Origin of the sequence: Streptomyces sp. NPDC018947, from assembly GCF_044390505.1 — a bacterium.
Classification (GTDB): domain Bacteria; phylum Actinomycetota; class Actinomycetes; order Streptomycetales; family Streptomycetaceae; genus Streptomyces.
Map to the genome: position 1 here is coordinate 182,762 of NZ_JBIRZD010000012.1, position 17,166 is coordinate 199,927.

At 73.7% G+C, this 17,166-nt stretch carries 14 protein-coding genes; 7 read left to right on the top strand and 7 right to left on the bottom strand.

From position 1 onward, the window contains the following. Positions 1-15 precede the first annotated feature (15 nt). Complete coding sequence (locus tag ACH499_RS23210; RefSeq protein WP_356200410.1) at positions 16-1,044, top strand: methyltransferase; 1,029 nt, start codon at positions 16-18, stop codon at positions 1,042-1,044. Positions 1,045-1,134: 90 nt separating this feature from the next. Here ACH499_RS23210 and ACH499_RS23215 read toward each other — a convergent pair whose 3' ends face one another. The 3 genes from ACH499_RS23215 to ACH499_RS23225 form a co-directional block, all read right to left on the bottom strand. Continuing rightward, positions 1,135-2,292 (bottom strand): SchA/CurD-like domain-containing protein, encoded by a 1,158-nt coding sequence (locus ACH499_RS23215; protein ID WP_356200409.1) that lies wholly within the window; start codon positions 2,290-2,292, stop codon positions 1,135-1,137. A gap of 144 nt (positions 2,293-2,436) precedes the next feature. Next, on the bottom strand, positions 2,437-3,114 hold the full coding sequence (locus tag ACH499_RS23220; RefSeq protein WP_356200408.1) for a class F sortase: 678 nt from the start codon (positions 3,112-3,114) through the stop codon (positions 2,437-2,439). A gap of 114 nt (positions 3,115-3,228) precedes the next feature. After that, on the bottom strand, positions 3,229-4,074 hold the full coding sequence (locus ACH499_RS23225) for a hypothetical protein (protein WP_399018027.1): 846 nt from the start codon (positions 4,072-4,074) through the stop codon (positions 3,229-3,231). Between the two features lie 768 nt (positions 4,075-4,842). Here ACH499_RS23225 and ACH499_RS23230 point away from each other — a divergent pair. Next, a complete protein-coding gene (locus ACH499_RS23230) occupies positions 4,843-5,322 on the top strand; it encodes a hypothetical protein (RefSeq protein ID WP_399018029.1) in 480 nt (159 codons plus the stop codon). On the opposite strand, the gene ACH499_RS23235 is transcribed toward ACH499_RS23230, so the two are convergent. Next, positions 5,274-7,169, bottom strand: a complete 1,896-nt coding sequence (locus tag ACH499_RS23235) for a SpoIIE family protein phosphatase (RefSeq protein ID WP_399018032.1) — start codon at positions 7,167-7,169, stop codon at positions 5,274-5,276. The genes ACH499_RS23230 and ACH499_RS23235 overlap by 49 nt on opposite strands. Before the next feature lie 246 nt (positions 7,170-7,415). Here ACH499_RS23235 and ACH499_RS23240 point away from each other — a divergent pair, with 246 nt between their 5' ends. Then, entirely contained in the window at positions 7,416-7,883 is a 468-nt protein-coding gene (locus tag ACH499_RS23240; RefSeq protein ID WP_399018034.1) for an ATP-binding protein, read from the top strand. A 214-nt stretch (positions 7,884-8,097) separates the two neighbouring features. After that, the gene (locus ACH499_RS23245; protein WP_356200634.1) at positions 8,098-9,294 is read left to right on the top strand and encodes a cytochrome P450; all 1,197 of its coding nucleotides are present in this window, start codon (positions 8,098-8,100) and stop codon (positions 9,292-9,294) included. A gap of 28 nt (positions 9,295-9,322) precedes the next feature. On the opposite strand, the gene pgm is transcribed toward ACH499_RS23245, so the two are convergent. The 3 genes from pgm to ACH499_RS23260 form a co-directional block, all read right to left on the bottom strand. Continuing rightward, a complete protein-coding gene (gene pgm / locus ACH499_RS23250; RefSeq protein WP_399018036.1) occupies positions 9,323-10,963 on the bottom strand; it encodes a phosphoglucomutase (alpha-D-glucose-1,6-bisphosphate-dependent) in 1,641 nt (546 codons plus the stop codon). Between the two features lie 183 nt (positions 10,964-11,146). Continuing rightward, positions 11,147-11,575 (bottom strand): hypothetical protein, encoded by a 429-nt coding sequence (locus ACH499_RS23255; protein WP_399018038.1) that lies wholly within the window; start codon positions 11,573-11,575, stop codon positions 11,147-11,149. 111 nt (positions 11,576-11,686) lie between these two features. Then, the gene (locus ACH499_RS23260; RefSeq protein ID WP_356200396.1) at positions 11,687-12,622 is read right to left on the bottom strand and encodes a LysR family transcriptional regulator; all 936 of its coding nucleotides are present in this window, start codon (positions 12,620-12,622) and stop codon (positions 11,687-11,689) included. 94 nt (positions 12,623-12,716) lie between these two features. Between ACH499_RS23260 and mdlC the strand changes: the two genes are divergently transcribed. The 3 genes from mdlC (at position 12,717) to ACH499_RS23275 (ending at position 17,157) form a co-directional block, all read left to right on the top strand. Further along, positions 12,717-14,297 carry a benzoylformate decarboxylase gene (gene mdlC, locus ACH499_RS23265; protein WP_399018040.1) on the top strand — a complete coding sequence of 527 codons (1,581 nt, stop codon included), beginning with the start codon at positions 12,717-12,719 and terminating at the stop codon, positions 14,295-14,297. Positions 14,298-14,380: 83 nt separating this feature from the next. Beyond that, on the top strand, positions 14,381-15,835 hold the full coding sequence (locus ACH499_RS23270; protein ID WP_399018042.1) for a benzaldehyde dehydrogenase: 1,455 nt from the start codon (positions 14,381-14,383) through the stop codon (positions 15,833-15,835). A gap of 68 nt (positions 15,836-15,903) precedes the next feature. Next, positions 15,904-17,157 (top strand): MFS transporter, encoded by a 1,254-nt coding sequence (locus tag ACH499_RS23275; RefSeq protein ID WP_399018044.1) that lies wholly within the window; start codon positions 15,904-15,906, stop codon positions 17,155-17,157. The last annotated feature ends 9 nt before the right edge of the window (positions 17,158-17,166 follow it).

Below are 17,166 nucleotides of genomic sequence, written 5' to 3' on the forward strand. Positions count from 1 at the left end.
GAAGGAAAGCGGCACATGACGACCGCACAGACCGCCCCTCCCCCGCCGATGCGGCTGAGGGAGCTCGTGTTCGGGGCGGCGTGTGCCGCCGCCCTCCGCGCCGCCGCCCGGCTCGGCGTCCCCGACGCCCTCGGCGAGACGCCCATGACCGCGGAGGACCTCGCCGCCGCGGTGAAGACCGAGCCCCGGCCCCTGCGCCGGCTGCTGCGCGCCCTGACCTGCTACGGCGTCTTCGCCGAGCGCAAGGACGGCACGTTCGCCCACACCGACATGTCCCGGCTGCTGCGCGAGGACGACCCGCACAGCCTGCGGTACATCACCCTGTGGTGCACCGAGCCGTGGACCTGGGACGCCTGGCCCCGCCTCGACGAGGCCGTACGCACCGGCCACAACGTCGTCGAGGACCTGTACGGCAAGGAGTTCTTCACCTACCTCAACGAGGACGCCCCCGAGTCGGCCGAGGTCTTCAACCGGGCCATGACGACCTCCAGCCGGCAGTCGGCCGAGGACGTCGCGGCACTCCTCGACCTGTCGGGGAGCTCGTCGGTCGCGGACATCGGCGGCGGGCAGGGCCACGTGGTGGCGAGCCTGCTGGAGAAGTACCCGTCGATGCACGGCACCCTGCTCGACCTGCCGCGCGTGGTGGAGAACGCCGACCCGCGGCTGCGCGAGGGCGGTTCGCTCGCGGACCGGGTGCGCATCGTGCCGGGCGACTGCCGTGAGGCCATCCCCGTACAGGCCGACGTGTACATCATCAAGAACATCCTGGAGTGGGACGACGCCAGCACCGCCCGCGCCCTGCGCAACGTCTCCGAGGCGGGCGGCCCCGGGGCGCGCGTCGTCGTCATCGAGAACCTCGTCGACGACTCCCCGTCGATGCGGTTCAGCACCGCGATGGACCTGCTGCTCCTCCTCAACGTCGGCGGTGCCAAGCACACCACCGACAGCATGGTCGGCCGGCTGACCGAAGCGGGCCTCGTCATCGACGACATCCGCCCGGTCAACGCCTACCTGCACGCGTTCGACTGCACCGTGCCCCGCTGACCCGGCCCCCGGGCCGGCGCAAGACATCGGCCGCCGGACCGCGCACTCGCGGTCCGGCGGCCGATGGCGTTGCCGCCCCGGTGCCTCGTCTCAGGCTTCGGGCGAGCGGCGGTCGGTGACGGGGACCATCCGGGCGCCGCGCAGGGCACGGGCCAGGTCGTCGCCCGCGTCCTCGTCCTCGTCCTCTACGGCCGGGGACTCCAGGAGGGTGGTGAGTTCGGCCGCCTGGGCGGCGTCGGGCAGGCCGAGGAAGACCGCCGGGTCGCAGCCGTCGGCTCCGCCGCGTACGTCGATCAGCCGGATCACGACGTCGTCGCGCTGGAAGATCGTGCTGCGCAGGACCGGGCTGCGCGGGTCGTCCGCCGCGGCCTCGTCCCGCTGGGCGAGCAGCCGGGCCAGCCTCATGCCGCACCCCGGCCGGGCCGGGTACGACAGCGCGTGGCGTTCCGCCGCCGGCTCCTCCTGCCCCGCCGTCACGTGGTGGACGGCGGGCAGCGCGGCCCGCGTGTAGAAGACCCGGGCCGACTCGGGGTCGCTGAGGTCCCGGTCCTGCTCCAGGTACGGGTTGATGGCCTCCTCGACGGCCCGCACCTCGGGCTGCTGGGCCACGTGCCGCAGTGCGGCGAGCAGGTCGCCGCGCACCTCGATGGCCCGCACCACGCGGTTGCCGTGCATGAACAGGGAGGTGCGCAGCAGCCGAGTCCCGGCGTCGACCTGCGGCTCGGGGGCGGCGTAGTCGGCGAGGATCTTGGCGACCATCTCCTCGCTGCCGGGCTCCACCGTGAACGTGAGCGCGTGGCGGATCACGCCGTCGCCGACGCGGGGCGAGGTCTGCAGGCTGCCCATGCCGAACTCGGCGCCGGCCACCGGGGCGCCCGTCTCGCGGACGACGTGGAAGCGGAGCGACCGGGTGTCCCGTACACAGCTGTGCAGCGGCTTGACCATCCGCACGTGTTCCTCGCTGCTCACCCAGTCGAGGAACGGCGGGGCGCTCTCCCACTCGCTGGTGATGAGCCACTGGGACGGATTCTCGATGGACTGGCAGAGCTGCTCGCTGACGTGCCCGGGGACGGACTCGACATGGCTGCGCAGTTGCTCGTAGGTCTCGAGGAACTGCTGCTGGGCGCCGTCGTTGACGTCCACCAGCAGGACGACACGGAGCCTGGAGCCGTCGAACACGGACTGGGACACACGGTGCGACGCCTGTCGCGTCAGCGGTTCGGAAGCAGGGGTGGACGTGATGGTCATCCTGCGCACATCTCCTTCGCGGGAGCGGAACGGAACGTCGGCCGCGGTGATGCGACGCCAGCGTGACTCGATCCTGTGCCCGCCCCGACGGGCACGCGAGTCGTGTGCACTGGGCGAGTGACCCACGCGCGGGGCCGGGGCGGGTCAGGCGAGGTGCGCGAAGACCACGAGGTTGTCGGTGTAGTCCCGGACCTTGCGGTCGTAGTCGCCCGCGCAGGTGATGAGGCGCACCTCGGGGCGGTCCACGTCGTCGTACACGCGGCTGCTGGGGAAGTTGTCCTTGTCGAAGGTCTCCACGCTGTCGACCACGAAGGACGCGGTGCGGCCGTCGGCGCGTTCGACGTGGAAGACGTCGCCCTTCTCCAGTTCGGAGAGGCGGGCGAAGACGGCCGCGGACGTCGAGGTGTCCACGTGCCCGGCGATGATCGAGGTGCCGGTCTCCCCCGGGGAGGCTCCCTTGGCGTACCAGCCGACGAGGTTGATGTCGTCGGGGGGCGGGGCCTGGAGCTGCTGGTTGGCGCCGATGGCCAGGTCGGTGAAGGGGGCGTCGACCGAGATCTCCGGGATCAGCAGGCGCTCGGGCCGCGAGCGGGGCAGGTCCGTCGCCGGGGTGGCGGCGGCCGGGGCGGACGGGGCGGACGGGGCCGAGGCGCCGGCCCGCGTGGTCACCGGCGGGCGGGAGGAGTCCGCCGAGGTGTCGCGTCCGCCGAGCAGGCTCATGGCGAGGACCAGGAGGGCGACGGCGCACAGCACCATCAGGCCGCCGCGGGAACCGGACGGGGCCGGTGTGTCACCGGCGGGGGGCGAAGGGGGGACTGCCATCGAGGACCACCTCACTTGGGCACGGCAGCAGGGCGGGCGGGGCGGGCGGGACGCGAGCCGGGCCGCCACGCGGTACGCGGGTGGCGGCCCGACTGCTATCGCGCCCGGCACGGCTCAGGCCGCGCCGTGAGCCGACTTCCTGCGGCGCGCGGCGTACAGACCGGTCGCGGCCACGGCCAGGACGGCCAGCCCGCCCGCGGTCGCGCCCTGCTGGGAGAGGCCGCCGCCGCCGGTGTGCATGCCACCGCGGGGCTTCTCCTGCTCGCCGCCGCCCCAGGACTTGCCGCCCTCACCGCTGCCGGAGCCCGAGCCGCCCCAGTCGCCCTCGTTGGTCACGGTCAGCGCGCCGCCACCGGTGTGCATCCCGCCGCGCGGGCCCTCGTGCTCGCCGTTCTCGCGGGACGAGTCACCCTCACGGCCACCGTTCTCGCGGGACTCGTCGCCCTCACGGCCACCGTTCTCACGGGACTCGTCGCCCTCACGGCCGCCGTTCTCGCGGGAGTCGCCCTTCTCGCCGGAGTCCCCCTCCTTCTCGCCGGAGCCGCCCCAGTCACCCGAGGGGGTGAGGGTCAGCGCGCCGCCACCGGTGTGCATCCCGCCGCGCGGGCCCTCGTGCTCGCCGTTCTCGCGGGACGAGTCGCCCTCACGGCCACCGTTCTCACGGGACTCGTCGCCCTCACGGCCGCCGTTCTCGCGGGAGTCGCCCTTCTCGCCGGAGTCGCCCTCCTTCTCCTTCTCGCCGGAGCCGCCCCAGTCACCCGAGGGGGTGAGGGTCAGCGCGCCGCCGCCCGTGTGCATCCCGCCGCGCGGGCCGTCCTGCTTGCTTCCGTGGTCCTGCTCCTTGCTGTAGGAAGAGTCGTCGTGGTTCCAGTCGCCACCGGCCGCGTAGGCGCCGGGGGCGCCGAGGACGAGAACGGCGGAGGTCGCCGCTGTGGCCAGGAGAGTGCGAGCAGAGCGCATCTGAGATTCCTTCCGCCACGGCCGGGCAGCCGATACGACGTCAGCTGAGGGGACCCGGCCCTGACGTGAATTACCGTCAGCCAGCCGCTCGTCTTCCACCACTCAGGGCGCTCAGCCGGGTGAACGGGGCCGCCGGGCCGGGCCGCGCACAGGGCCGGGGGCCTGCCCCACCGTGCCGGTCCACCGACCGGTGGACGCCAGGTTCAGCCGGACACCTCTGTCCGTCAACTCCCCTGCACGGCAAGGCTTTCGGGCATGACATCAATGACGGTGCGCATGGCACGCCGGAGCCTGGCGACCGGTGTGGCCGTCGGCACGAACAGTGCCCGGACGGCGGACCACCGCGTCGGCGAGACCGGCCGCGCCGAGGCCATGGCCGCCGAGGGACACGTGGAGCGCGGCGCCGCTCCACCGAGCAGGTGTCGACCTCCGCCCGTTCGGGTGCCCCGGACGGACCTGCGGCCGCGGCCGCGGCGCGGGACGAGGTGGACGCGCTGCCGACGCAGACCGCCGCCGTCCAGGAGGCGCATCCCCGGCCGCTGCTGGAGGAGACCGGGAGCCCGTCGGTCAGCAAGGGGGTCGACGAGCGGCGCGGTGAGGACCTGGCGCTCTCCGAGAGGATCGGGTCGGTCGTCATGGCCGCGGTGCCGCTGCCGCCGACGTTGTCGTCGATCGCGGTGGTCGGCCCCGGCCGAGCACCGAGGCACTGGTGGAGCCGGCGGCGGCCACGTCGGGCCGGGCGGTGGTGGCCTGCTCGCGCTGCTGACGGTGCTCGGGAAGCGGGCGGAGCGCCGGGTCCTGCGCCGGGCGGAGCGCCGCAAGGCCCCCCGGCGGATGCGGGGCGACGGCGGCGGCCGGATCTGGACGGCGCTGCTGCGGCCCGCGCAGAGGCATCCGCTCGCCACGCTCTGCGTGTCGGTCCTCGCCCTGCTCGCCCTCGCCCTCCCGCTGGCCGGGCCGAGGATCACGGAGATGAGCCGGGACACGCACTCGCGGGAGATCGCCGCGATGCGGGTGTACGACCGGGAGTTCGGGCGTCAGCACCTCCGCCGACGGGCGGACCGGCGTGCTGCGGCTGCACGCGCGGTGCGGGGCCGGGGAATCGGTGGTGCCGGCTCCGGCCGCCGTCCTGGAGAGCACCGCTCCACACCCCCGGCGGCGGAGCCCCGATCGGCCGCCGGGCACGAGGACTTGGGCCGCTACTCGTCCTGGTCCCCGTGTGTCGGATCGACGACCTCGGGGCGCTGACGGCGGGAGCCGGGGGCGGACCGGTCGGGAGCGGCCTCGCTCTGCGCGGACTGGTCCGGCGGGGGCGGTGCCGTGTCGCCGGGGGCGCCCACTCCCGCGGCGGGCAGGCGCAGCGCGAGCAGGGCCACGTCGTCGCCGCGCGGCGCGATCCGGGCCAGCAGTTCGTCGCAGAACTCGTCGACGCTCCACTGCTTCATCCGGCGCGCCAGCACGCTCGCGTGATGGCGGAGCTTGGCCATGCCGAGGTCGATCGGGCGGTCACGGCTCTCCACCAGGCCGTCGGTGTAGAGCAGGAGGATGCTCTCCGGCGGGAGTTCCTCCCGGGCGTCGGGCCAGTGCAGTCCGAGGCGCAGGGTGGCGCTCATGCCGATCAGCGGGCCGTGGCCGCCCTCCAGGTAGCGGGTGCCGCCGTCGGGCAGGATCAGCAGGGGCGGCGGGTGACCGGCGTTGACCCAGTGGAGGTGCCACGGCCCGCCCTCGGGGCCCTCGACGCGGGCGAAGATCAGCGTGGCCATGGGGGCGTCGCTGGTGTTGGTCACGGCCTCGTCGAGGCGGTGCATGATCACGCTGGGCGGCTCCTGGTGGTCCCAGGCGAGGGCGCGGAGCATGTTGCGGACCTCCGCCATGTGGGCGGCGGCCTGCAGATCGTGCCCGACGACGTCCCCGATGACCAGGGCCATCACCCCGTCGCCGAGCAGGAAGGCGTCGTACCAGTCGCCGCCGATCTCCATGGCGCTCTCGGCGGGCCAGTAGCGGGCGGACATGCGGACGTGGTCGACCTGCGGGAGGGGGGTGAGGAGCTGTCGCTGCATGGTCTCGGCGACGTTCTGCTGCTCGTGGTAGAGCCGGGCGTTGTCCATGACCAGGCCGACGCGGCGGCCGATGTCGGCCAGCAGGGCGATCTCGGCGTCGGTGGGGGCGGGGGCGTCGCCGGCGCGGGCCACGGTGAGCAGGCCGTAGGACCGTTGCCGGGTGCGCAGGGGGACGACGACGGCCGTGTGTCCGCCGAGCCGCTCGAACAGGACGCGGTGGGTGGCCGCGAGCGGGGTCGCGGGGTCGTGCAGCAGTTCCTCGGCGGTCAGCGGGACGGGCCGGTCCCCGTTGACCAGCCGGTTCAGTGCCGCCCGCGACCGCTCCGGCAGCGCGGTCACCGGGCCCCGCAGGCGCCGGGCGCGGTGCGGGTGGGTGCTGCTGCGGACGGCGACCCGTTCCAGGGTGTCCGACCGTCCGGACTGGATGTCGACCGCGGCCCACTGGCCCAGTTCCGGGACCAGCAGCCGCAGGAGGCGGCGGATCGTGACGGAGGTGCGCTCGGTGGGCACGAGCACGGTGGAGATCTCGGCGACCAGGTGCAACCGGGTGGTGAGGCTCTCCAGGGCCGCGGTACGCGCCTCGGCCTCCTGGGCGGCGCTGCGGTGCAGGCTGAAGTCGTGGAAGACGAGGACGAGCCCTTCCCGCCGGCCGCCGGTGACCAGGGGGGTGGCCGACCAGATGATCGGCACGGTGGTGCCGTCGGCGCGCTGGAAGTACTCGTCGCTCCCCTGCTCGGCGGCCACGCCGGCGAGGGCGTTGCGCAGCGCGCACCGCTCACGGGGCACGGGGCTGCCGTCGGCGTAGCGGTGCAGCAGGTCGTGGGCGTCCTGCCCCGTCATGTCCGCCGCCGACCGCCCCAGCAGCTTCTCGGCCCACGGGTTCACCGAGGTGATCCGGCCGGACGGGTCGAGGGTGAGGACACCGGCGCCGAGGTCGTGGAGGACGGCGCGGGCGAAGTCGGGACGGAGGGCGTCGTGCGCTCCGCCCCGCCCTGGTCCGTCGCCCTCCCGGGGGCCCGCCCAGCGTGACGTCACGACCCTCACAGCCTTCCGATACGGTCCATCGGCCAGGTTCCCCCAGGTGCGCGGATGAACCCGCCTCCCACGCCGGACTCGGACGGGCGGGGCCCCCGTCCGGCGGGAGGGCACAGGGGTCGGCGGTACGTCACCGTGCGCATCCTCGGGAACACCCACCGAATAGGACGGCCGGGTTCGATGGTTCCCGGATTTCGGGGTAGACGGCTGGCGTAACGGTCAAGGCTCAGGAAGAGGGCGGATCGGATGGACGGGGCTGCCCAAAACGGGGACCAGCTTGAGAAGACGCTGGTCAGAGTGTCGGAGAAGTACGAGGGCAGGCCTGGTGACATCGCCCGGGGACGGGAGCTGGCCCGAGACTTCCTGACGCGCCTGCGGGCGGACCGGCACGTTCCCGTGTCCGACCGGACGGTGGACGTGGTGCAGCTCGTGGTGAGCGAGCTGCTGACGAACGCCTGCAAGTACGCGCCCGGACCGTCCCTGGTCGACCTGGTGGTGGCCGAGGACCGGGTCGAGGTGAGCGTGTGGGACAGCGATCCGGTCCTGCCGGTGCCCGAGGCCTCGGACCCCGGGCGGATCGGCCGGCACGGGCTGGAGATCGTCATGGCCGTCTGCGAGACGTTCGAGGTGCGCAGGGAACCGGTCGGCAAGCGCACGACCGCCGCGGTCCCGCTCGCCGGCGAACCCGGCACGACGCGGGGCCGGACGGCCTGACCGGCCACGTCCCCCGACCGGTCCAGTCGCACACCCGGCTGCGCCGGCGGTGCGGGCACGCGAGCGGGCGCGCGCCGTGCCGTCGACGCACCGGACGCCTCGACTCGCCTGTTTCCAGGGGTGGTCGGCGCACCGGCGGGTGCACGATCCTGTGAGCTCGACGCAGACGCCGGGCGGTCGGCAGACCGTGTGGCACCCGGACACGGAGGGCCCGCTGGTGCACGACGGGAAGGAATCCGCGCGCAAGGCCGACCGGGGGCGGGAGCGGCCGGCGTGTCCGGTCAGCCGCGCCGACGACGGGACGTGGCGGGTGCACGACCATGCCGTGGCGCGTGCGGTGCTGCGCGCCCCCGGCACGGTGCAGGCCGGACTCGGCGTCGAGACGGTCGAGAAGCTGCCGCCGCGCATCCGCCGCCCCGTGCTCTACCGGGACGGCCCCGAGCACCGGGAACACCGCCGGCAGACCGCGCGCTTCTTCACCCCGCGCCGGGTCGACGAGCACTACCGCGGGCTGATGGTCCGCATCGCCGAGGAGCAGGTGGCGGTCCTGCGCGCGGCGGGTGAGGCCCCGCTGTCCGACCTGGCCTTCGAGCTGGCCATCGGCGTGGTGAGCGAGGTCGTCGGCCTGCGGTACGGCAGGCCGGGGATCCGTCGCCGGCTGGAGCGGTTCTTCCCGGAGGAGTTCGGTGAGCCGGGTCTGACGAGTGTGCGCGGTCTCTACTGGTTCCTGCGGCAGAACACCAACTGGCTGCGCGTCCACCTCGCCGACGTGCGTCCCGCGATCCGCGCGCACCGCCGCCGGGAGCACGACGACCTGATCTCCCACCTGATCGCGGAGGGGTGTTCGGACGCGGAGATCCTCGGCGAGTGCCTGACGTTCGCCGCGGCCGGGATGGTCACCACACGCGAGTTCGTGTGTCTGGCCGCCTGGCACCTGTTCACGGACGCCGGACTGCTCGGCCGCTACCGCTCGGCGGACGAGGCCGGGCGCCTGGCCGTCCTCCAGGAGCTGCTGCGGCTGGAGCCGGTGGTGGGACAACTGCGCCGCCGGGCCACCGAGGAGCTTCTGCTGGACTCGCCGGACGGGCCCGTGACGGTGTGTCCGGGTGAGCACGTCGAGATCCTGCTGGACCACGCCAACGCCGATCCCAGGGCCGTCGGCGACGATCCCCTGCTGGTCCGGCCCGGCCGGGTGCCGGACGTCGGCGCGGGGCTCTCCTTCGGCGACGGACCGCACAAGTGTCCCGGCGCGCACATCGCCCTGCTGGAGACCGATGTGTTCCTCAGCCGCCTGTTCGCCCTGGACGGCCTGCGGATGACCGGCAGGCCGCGCGCGGGCTTCCAGGAGGCGATCGGCGGCTACGAGATCCGCGGACTGACCGTGGCGCTCCCCCGGGCCGGCCGGGACTGACCGGACCGGGGGCCGCGGGGCACGGGTGTCAGCCGCCCAGGGCGCCGAGGACGACGGACTTGGCCTCCTCCTGCACCTGCCGGAGGTGGTCGGCGCCGAGGAACGACTCGCCGTAGATCTTGTAGACGTCCTCGGTGCCGGAGGGGCGCGCCGCGAACCAGGCGTTCTCGGTGGTCACCTTGATGCCGCCGATGGCCGCGCCGTTGCCCGGCGCCTCGGTGAGGACGGCGGTGACCGGTTCCCCGGCGAGGGTGTCGGCGGTGACCTGGGCGGGGGACAGCTTGGCCAGGCGGGCCTTCTCCTCGCGGGTGGCGGGCGCGTCGATGCGGGCGTAGGCGGGCTCGCCGAAGCGGGCGGTGAGGGCGGCGTAGTGCTCGGACGGGGTCTTGCCGGTGACGGCGGTGATCTCGGAGGCGAGCAGGGCCAGGATGATGCCGTCCTTGTCCGTGGTCCACACGGAGCCGTCCCGGCGCAGGAAGGAGGCGCCGGCGGACTCCTCGCCGCCGAAGCCGAGCGTGCCGCCGACGAGGCCGTCCACGAACCACTTGAACCCGACGGGCACCTCGACCAGCCGCCGCCCGAGGTCCGCGGCGACCCGGTCGATCATGCCGGAGGACACCAGCGTCTTGCCCACGCCCGCGTCGGCGGGCCACTCGGTGCGGTGGGCGTAGAGGTAGGCGATGGCGGTGGCCAGGTAGTGGTTGGGGTTCATCAGCCCGGCGTCGGGGGTGACGATGCCGTGCCGGTCGGCGTCGGCGTCGTTGCCGGTGGCGATGGTGAAGCGGTCGCGCCGCTCGATGAGGGAGGCCATCGCGTGCGGCGACGAGCAGTCCATGCGGATCTTGCCGTCCCAGTCCAGCGTCATGAACCGCCAGGTGGGGTCGGTCAGCGGATTGACCACGGTCAGGTCGATGCCGTGCTGCTCGGCGATCCGGCCCCAGTACGCGACGGAGGCGCCGCCCAGCGGGTCGGCGCCGATGCGCACCCCGGACGACCTGATCGCGTCCAGGTCCAGCACGCTCGGCAGGTCGGAGACGTACCGGTCGAGGAAGTCGTGGCGTCCGGTGCCGGGCGCGGCGAGCGCCCGCGCGTAGGGGACGCGCCGGACGTCCTTCAGTCCGGCGGCGATGATCTCGTTGGCCCGGTCCTGGATCCAGGAGGTGGCGTCCGAACCCGCGGGGCCGCCGTTCGGCGGGTTGTACTTGAAGCCGCCGTCGGCGGGCGGGTTGTGCGAGGGGGTCACGACCACGCCGTCGGCGAGGCCCGAGGTGCGGCCCCGGTTGTGGGTGAGGATGGCGTGGGAGACCGCCGGGGTCGGGGTGTAGCCGTCCGCGGAGTCGATGAGGACGGTGACGTCGTTGGCCGCGAACACCTCCAACGCGGTGACCCTCGCCGGCTCGGACAGCGCGTGGGTGTCGGCGCCGAGGAAGAGCGGGCCGGTCGTCCCCTGGGCCTTGCGGTACTCGCAGATGGCCTGGCTGGTCGCGGCGATGTGGTCCTCGTTGAAGGCCGCCGCGAGGGACGACCCGCGATGCCCGGACGTGCCGAAGGCCACGCGCTGGGCGGGCTCGGCGGGGTCCGGGTGCAGGGCGTAGTAGGACGTCACCAGCCTGGCGACGTCGATCAGGTCCTCGGGGCCGGCCGGCTTGCCGGCTCGGTCGTGCTGCATGCGCCCACTCCTCCGCATCGGTCATGCATTCGCTCGCGGTACCCATCTTCCCCTGTCCGGGGAGTACGGGCGGACCTCGGCGCACGTCATGACCCCGGGTGCGCCGCGACGGCCGTGCCCCGGCTGCCTGCCGGGGCACGTCGGCGCCGACGCCCGGATGCGGCACGTGCCGCCCGGCCGGTGTCAGATGCGGCCGCCGGTGAGCCGGGTGAGGGGGCCGTGCGTGTGGCGGCCCGCTCGGCGTCCCATCGCGTACGAGGCGGCGCTCAGCGCGGTGAGGCCGGCGCCGACACCCGCGGCGACGAGCCTGCGCTGGGAGACGACCGTCCACGCCGTCTTCGCCGTGGTGGCGACGTGCCCCGAGGTGGTGATGACGGCCTTGCGGCCGGCCTCGACGCCCTTGGCAGCCGTCTGCATCGCCCCGCTCGCGGCCTGCGCCGAACGCTCGGCGCCCGCCTTCGCCGCTGACGTCGCGTCAGACGCCTTGCCGGTGGCTGCGCCGGCGGCCTTCGCGGCGGGTTCCGTCGCCCGGTCCGCGGCGCCGCGGGCCTTGGACTCGGCCGTCCGGGCGCTGCCGGACTTCTGGTTCGTCGTCTTGTTCGGATCGCTCATGGACTCCGCCTTGCCCGCCACCCCGGCGGCAAACACGCTGTGGCAGCGTGCCCTCAACTCTATTCTCCGGCAGAGCGCTTGACGGAGCGTCAAAGAGCTTGCCGGCGAGCCTCAGCGGGCCGTCGTCGGCGGGAGCTGGGCCGGGCTCACCTGCTCCCCCAGCACCTGAGCCATGAACCGCACCAGCCACCGCTGCGCCGGGCTGCGCGAGGACTCGTGGCGGGCGTACAGGGCCACCTCGATCGGCTCCGTCTCGAACGGGAGCCGTACGAGCCGCAGGCGGTGGGAGGCGGTGAAGACCTCCCCGACGAACTCGGGGACGATGGCGATCAGGTCGGTCTGCTCCAGCAGGTAGGGCAGCATCGAGAAGCGGGTGGCGTCCACGACCACCCGGTCGAGCAGCCCCTGCGCGGCCAGTGCGGCACGGGGCGTCACATGGCCGCTCGGCCCGAACACCGTCGCGTGGTGCTCGGCCGCGAGCTGCTCCGGGGTGACCGCGTCGCCCCTGACCCTGGGGTGGTCGGCGGCGACCATCAGGACGTACCGCTCCTGGAAGAGCGGGATGCGCACGGTCATGTGCGAGGTCAGCACAGGCGTGGCCACGAACGCGTCGAGGTCGCCGCGGCGCAGATGGCTCTCCGCGTCCTCCACGTCGAAGGGGCGCACCGTGAAGGAGACCCCCGGCGCCCGCTCGCGCGCCGCGGCGAGGAGCCTCGGCAGCAGGGTCGCCTCGCCGAGGTCGGACAGGGCGATGGTGAAGCGGCCCGACATCGTCTCGGGGTCGAAGGCGTCGGCCTGCCGGACCGTTCCGTCGATGTCGGCGAGGGCGCGCTGCAACGGGTCGTACAGCCGCCGGGCCCCGGCCGTCGGGGTCAGCCCGCGTCCGGTGCGGCGGAACAGCTCGTCGTCGAAGTGGCGGCGGAGCTTGGCCAGGCTGTAGCTGACGGTGGGCTGGGTGACGTGCAGCGTCTCGGCGGTGGCCGTGACGCTGCCGGTCTCGTACAGCAGCACGAAGACGCGGGCCAGGTTGAGATCGAAGCTCCCCATATAGAGCGACTCTATATCGAGGCCGCGAAACATTTATTGGTGCCCATGTCGCGGGGTGCCTAGCGTGTCGGACGTCACTTCGAAAGGAACGTCCGTGCCATCCGTGCGTCGTGTCTCCCACGAGTTCCTGGAGCGCCAGGGCCTCACCACCGTGTTCGGGAATCCCGGCTCCAACGAGCTGCCCTTCCTCGCCGACCTGCCCGACGGCTTCCGCTACGTCCTCGGTCTGCACGAGGGAGCCGTCGTCGGGATGGCCGACGGGTACGCCCAGGCGACCGGGCGTCCGGTGCTGGTCAACCTGCACGCAGCCTCGGGCTCCGGGAACGCGATGGGCGCGCTGACGAACGCCGTGGCCTCCCGCACCCCGCTCGTGGTCGTGGCCGGGCAGCAGGTGCGGCCCGCCGTCGGCCCGGAGGCCAACCTGGCCAGCGTCGACGCCCCGGCCCTGATGAAGCCGCTGGTCGGCTGGGCCGCCGAGCCCGCCTGCGCCGAGGACGTCCCGCGGGCCCTCGCGCAGGCCGTCTTCGAGGCGCGGCTCCAGCGCCGGCCGACGTACCTGTCGGTCCCCTACGACGACTGGTCCGCCGAGGCGGGCGACAACGCCCCGGCCGTCCTCGACCGCGAGGTGCGGCGGGCCTCGGTGCCGAACGCGGAGCAGAGCCGCTGGCTCGCCGAGCGGGTCACCGCCGCCCGGCGGCCCGCGCTGGTGCTCGGCGGGGACATCGACTCGGCGGGCCTGTTCGACGACGCGGTGCGGCTGGCGGAGCGCCTGGGCGGTCCGGTGTGGGCGGCCCCCTCGCAGTTCCGGCTGCCCTTCCCCAACCGGCACCCGCTCTTCCGGGGCGTGCTGCCGGCCGGCATCGCGCCCGTCGCGCGGGCCTTCGAGGGCCACGACCTGGTGCTCGTGCTGGGCGCGCCGGTGTTCCGCTACCACGAGTACCTGCCGGGCCGTTATCTGCCCGAGGGCACCCGGCTCGTCCAGGTGACGGAGGACGCCTCGGCCGCCGCGCGGGCGCCGATGGGCGAGGCGCTGGTCGCCGACCCGGGCGCGGTCGTCGAGCTGCTGCTGAAGACCCTGCGGGCCCCCGCCGCGCCGGCCGGTCCCTTCCGGCCGGTGCCCGAGCCGCTCACCGCCGAGGGGCCGGCGCTCCACCCCGAGCAGGTCTTCGCCGCGCTGCGCGACGAACTCCCCGGCGACACCGCGTACGTCGTCGAGTCGACGTCCACCAACTCCTCGTGGTGGCGCCAGATGGACCTGCGCCGGCCGGGTTCCTACTACTTCCCGGCGGCCGGCGGGCTCGGCTTCGGGCTGCCCGGCGCGGTCGGCGTCGCCATGGGGCAGCCCGGCCGCCCCGTCGTCGGCGTGATCGGCGACGGCTCGGCCAACTACGGCATCACCGCCCTGTGGACGGCCGCCCAGCACCGGGTCCCGCTGACCGTCGTCCTGCTGCGCAACGGCACGTACGGGGCGCTGCGCTGGTTCGGCGGTCTGCTCGGTGTGCCCGACGCCCCGGGCCTGGACATCCCGGGGCTGGACTTCACCCGCATCGCGGATGGCTACGGGGTGCGCGCCCGGCACGTCGGCGGCGTGGCGGAACTGCGTGCCGCGCTCGCCGAACAGCCCGACGGACCGCGGCTGATCCAGGTGGACACCGCGCTCACCACACCGTCCTGACCTCCCTGAACCCGACCGACCCGCCGAACGCCCGGAGCCGCTGAGGCGTTCGGCATCCGACGATCCCGATGGAGGGGAAGCCGATGACATTCCTGGACAGCGACGTCTGGGGCGGGAAGTACTTCAGCGACGGCTGGCAGGACTCCCCCGCCGAGCACCCGGTGGTCGAGCCGGCGACCGGTGACCGGCTCGGCACCGTGGGACTCGCCGCCCCCGAGGACGTCGGGCGCGCCGCCGCCCGGGCGTCCGAGGCCCAGCGTGCCTGGGCGGCGACCTCGCCGCAGCAGCGGGCCGCCGTACTGCGCCGCGCGGGCGAGCTGTTCACCGAGCACGCCGCCGAGGTGGAGGACTGGCTGGTGCGCGAGGCCGGCTCGGTCCGGTCGAAGGCCGGCTTCGAGGCGGGGCTCGCGATCGGCGAGTGCTTCGAGTGCGCGGGGCTGCCGACGCACCCGCAGGGCGAGGTGCTCACCTCCGAGGAGGCCCGCTGGTCGCTCGTGCGCCGCCGTCCGGCCGGTGTCGTCAGCGTGATAGCGCCCTTCAACTTCCCGCTCATCCTCGGCCTGCGCTCGGTCGCCCCCGCGCTCGCCCTCGGCAACGCCGTGCTGCTGAAGCCGGATCCGCGCACGGCGGTGAGCGGAGGTGTCGTCATCGCCCGGATCTTCGAGGAGGCCGGGCTCCCCGCCGGCGTCCTCCACCTGCTGCCGGGCGACGGCTCGGTCGGCCGGGCGGTCGTCGAGGCCCCCGAGGTCCGGGTCGTCTCCTTCACCGGCTCCACGCCGGTCGGCCGGGCGATCGGCGAGCAGGCAGGCCGGCTGCTGAAGCGGGCCCATCTGGAACTGGGCGGCAACAACGCGCTGGTCGTGCTGCCCGGCGCCGATGTGCGCAAGGCCGCGTCCGCCGGCGCGTTCGGCTCGTATCTGCACCAGGGCCAGATCTGCATGACGACCGGCCGGCACATCGTGCACGAGTCGCTGGTCGACGAGTACACCGCGGTGCTCGCCGCGAAGGCCGAGGCGCTGCCCGTCGGCGACCCGGCGCGCGAGGACGTGGCGCTCGGCCCGCTCATCGACCGCCGCCAACTGGAGCGGGTGCACGGCATCGTCACCGACAGCGTGGCCGCCGGCGCGAAGGTCGCCGCGGGCGGCGAGATCGACGGCGCCTGCTACCGCGCCACCGTGCTCACCGGCCTGACCACCGACATGCCGGCGTGGCGGGAGGAGATCTTCGGCCCCGTCGCCCCCGTCATCGGCTTCTCCACGCTCGAGGAGGCGGCCCGCATCGTCGACGACTGCGAGTACGGGTTGTCCGTCGGCATCCTCGGTGACGTCGGCACGGCCATGAAGCTCGCCGACCGGATCGACTCCGGCAAGATCCACATCAACGAGCAGACCGTGGGCGACGAGCCCAACGCCCCCTTCGGCGGCGTCAAGGCGTCGGGCACCGGCTCCCGGTTCGGGGGCGCAGCCGCCAACATCGAGGCGTTCACCGAGACCCAGTGGGTCACCGTCCGCCCGGACATCGCCGACTATCCGTTCTGAGATCCCTCCCCTCTTCTCCCCGCTTCTCCCGCTCCCCGTCCGCTTTCGTTCCCTGGGGGAAATGCCACATGGCCTCCGCCGCCACGTCCCACGCGCCGGCCCGCACCGGCACCACCGGAAACAGCAGATGGACCGTGCTCCTGTGCTGGATCACCGTCCTGCTCGAGGGGTACGACCTCGTCGTCCTCGGCGCCATCATCCCCACCCTGCTCAAGACCCATCACCTCGGCATGACCGCGGGTGACGCGACGACCGTCGCGACGCTCTCCCTCGTGGGCGTGGCCATCGGCGCGGTCTGCGTCGGCCCGCTCGCCGACCGGCTGGGCCGCCGCCGACTGCTCATCGGCTCGGTGGTGGTCTTCTCGGTCTTCACCATCGTGGTGCCGCTGGCGGACTCCGTGGCCATGTTCGCCGCGCTGCGCCTGGCCGCCGGACTGGGCCTCGGCGCCTGTATGCCGGTGTCGCTCACGATGATGGCCGAGCACATGCCGGCCAGCCGCCGGGCACGGGCCAGCACGCTGACGATGACCGGCTACCACACCGGTGCCGTGATCACGTCGCTGCTGGCCCTCCAGGTCACCGACGACTGGGAGATCCTCTTCTACGTCCTCGGCGTCGTCGGCCTCTTCGTCGCGGGCGTCCAGTGGTTCAAGTTGCCCGAGTCCGAGGCGTTCGTGCAGGCCAGGCGCGACGGTGCCGAGCGGGTGCCGTTCACCGAGCTGCTGAAGCCGGCGTACCTGCGCGCGGGCGTCGGCATCTGGGTCGCGTCGTTCATGGGCCTGCTGCTGGTCTACGGCCTCAACACCTGGCTGCCGAAGCTGATGAACGACGCCGGCTACCCCGTCCCCACGGCCGTCACCCAGCTTCTCGTGCTCAACGCCGGCGGTGTCGTCGGTCTCGTCCTCGGCGGGTGGGTCGCCGACCGGCGGGGCATCAAGGTCACCACGATGGGCTGGTTCGCGGTGTCGGTGGTCATGCTGGCCTGTCTGAGCGTCAGGATGGACAGCGACCTGCTGCTCAACACGGTCGTCTTCCTCACCGGGGTGTTCGTCTTCTCCGCGCAGGTGCTCGTCTACGCCTACGTGACGAACTACTACCCGGCCTCCGTGCGCGGCACGGCGCTCGGTTCGGCGTCCGGCATCGGCCGGCTCGGTTCGATCGTCGGCCCGTCGATCACCGGCGCGCTGGTCTCCTCGGGGATCGGTCACCCGTGGGGCTTCTACTTCTTCGCCGCCGTCGCGGTCTGCGGCTTCCTGGCCGTGCTGACCCTGCCGGGCCGGGCCCGGGGCGCGGCGGCCGAGGCGGTGGAGCCCGCCGTCTGACGCGCCTCG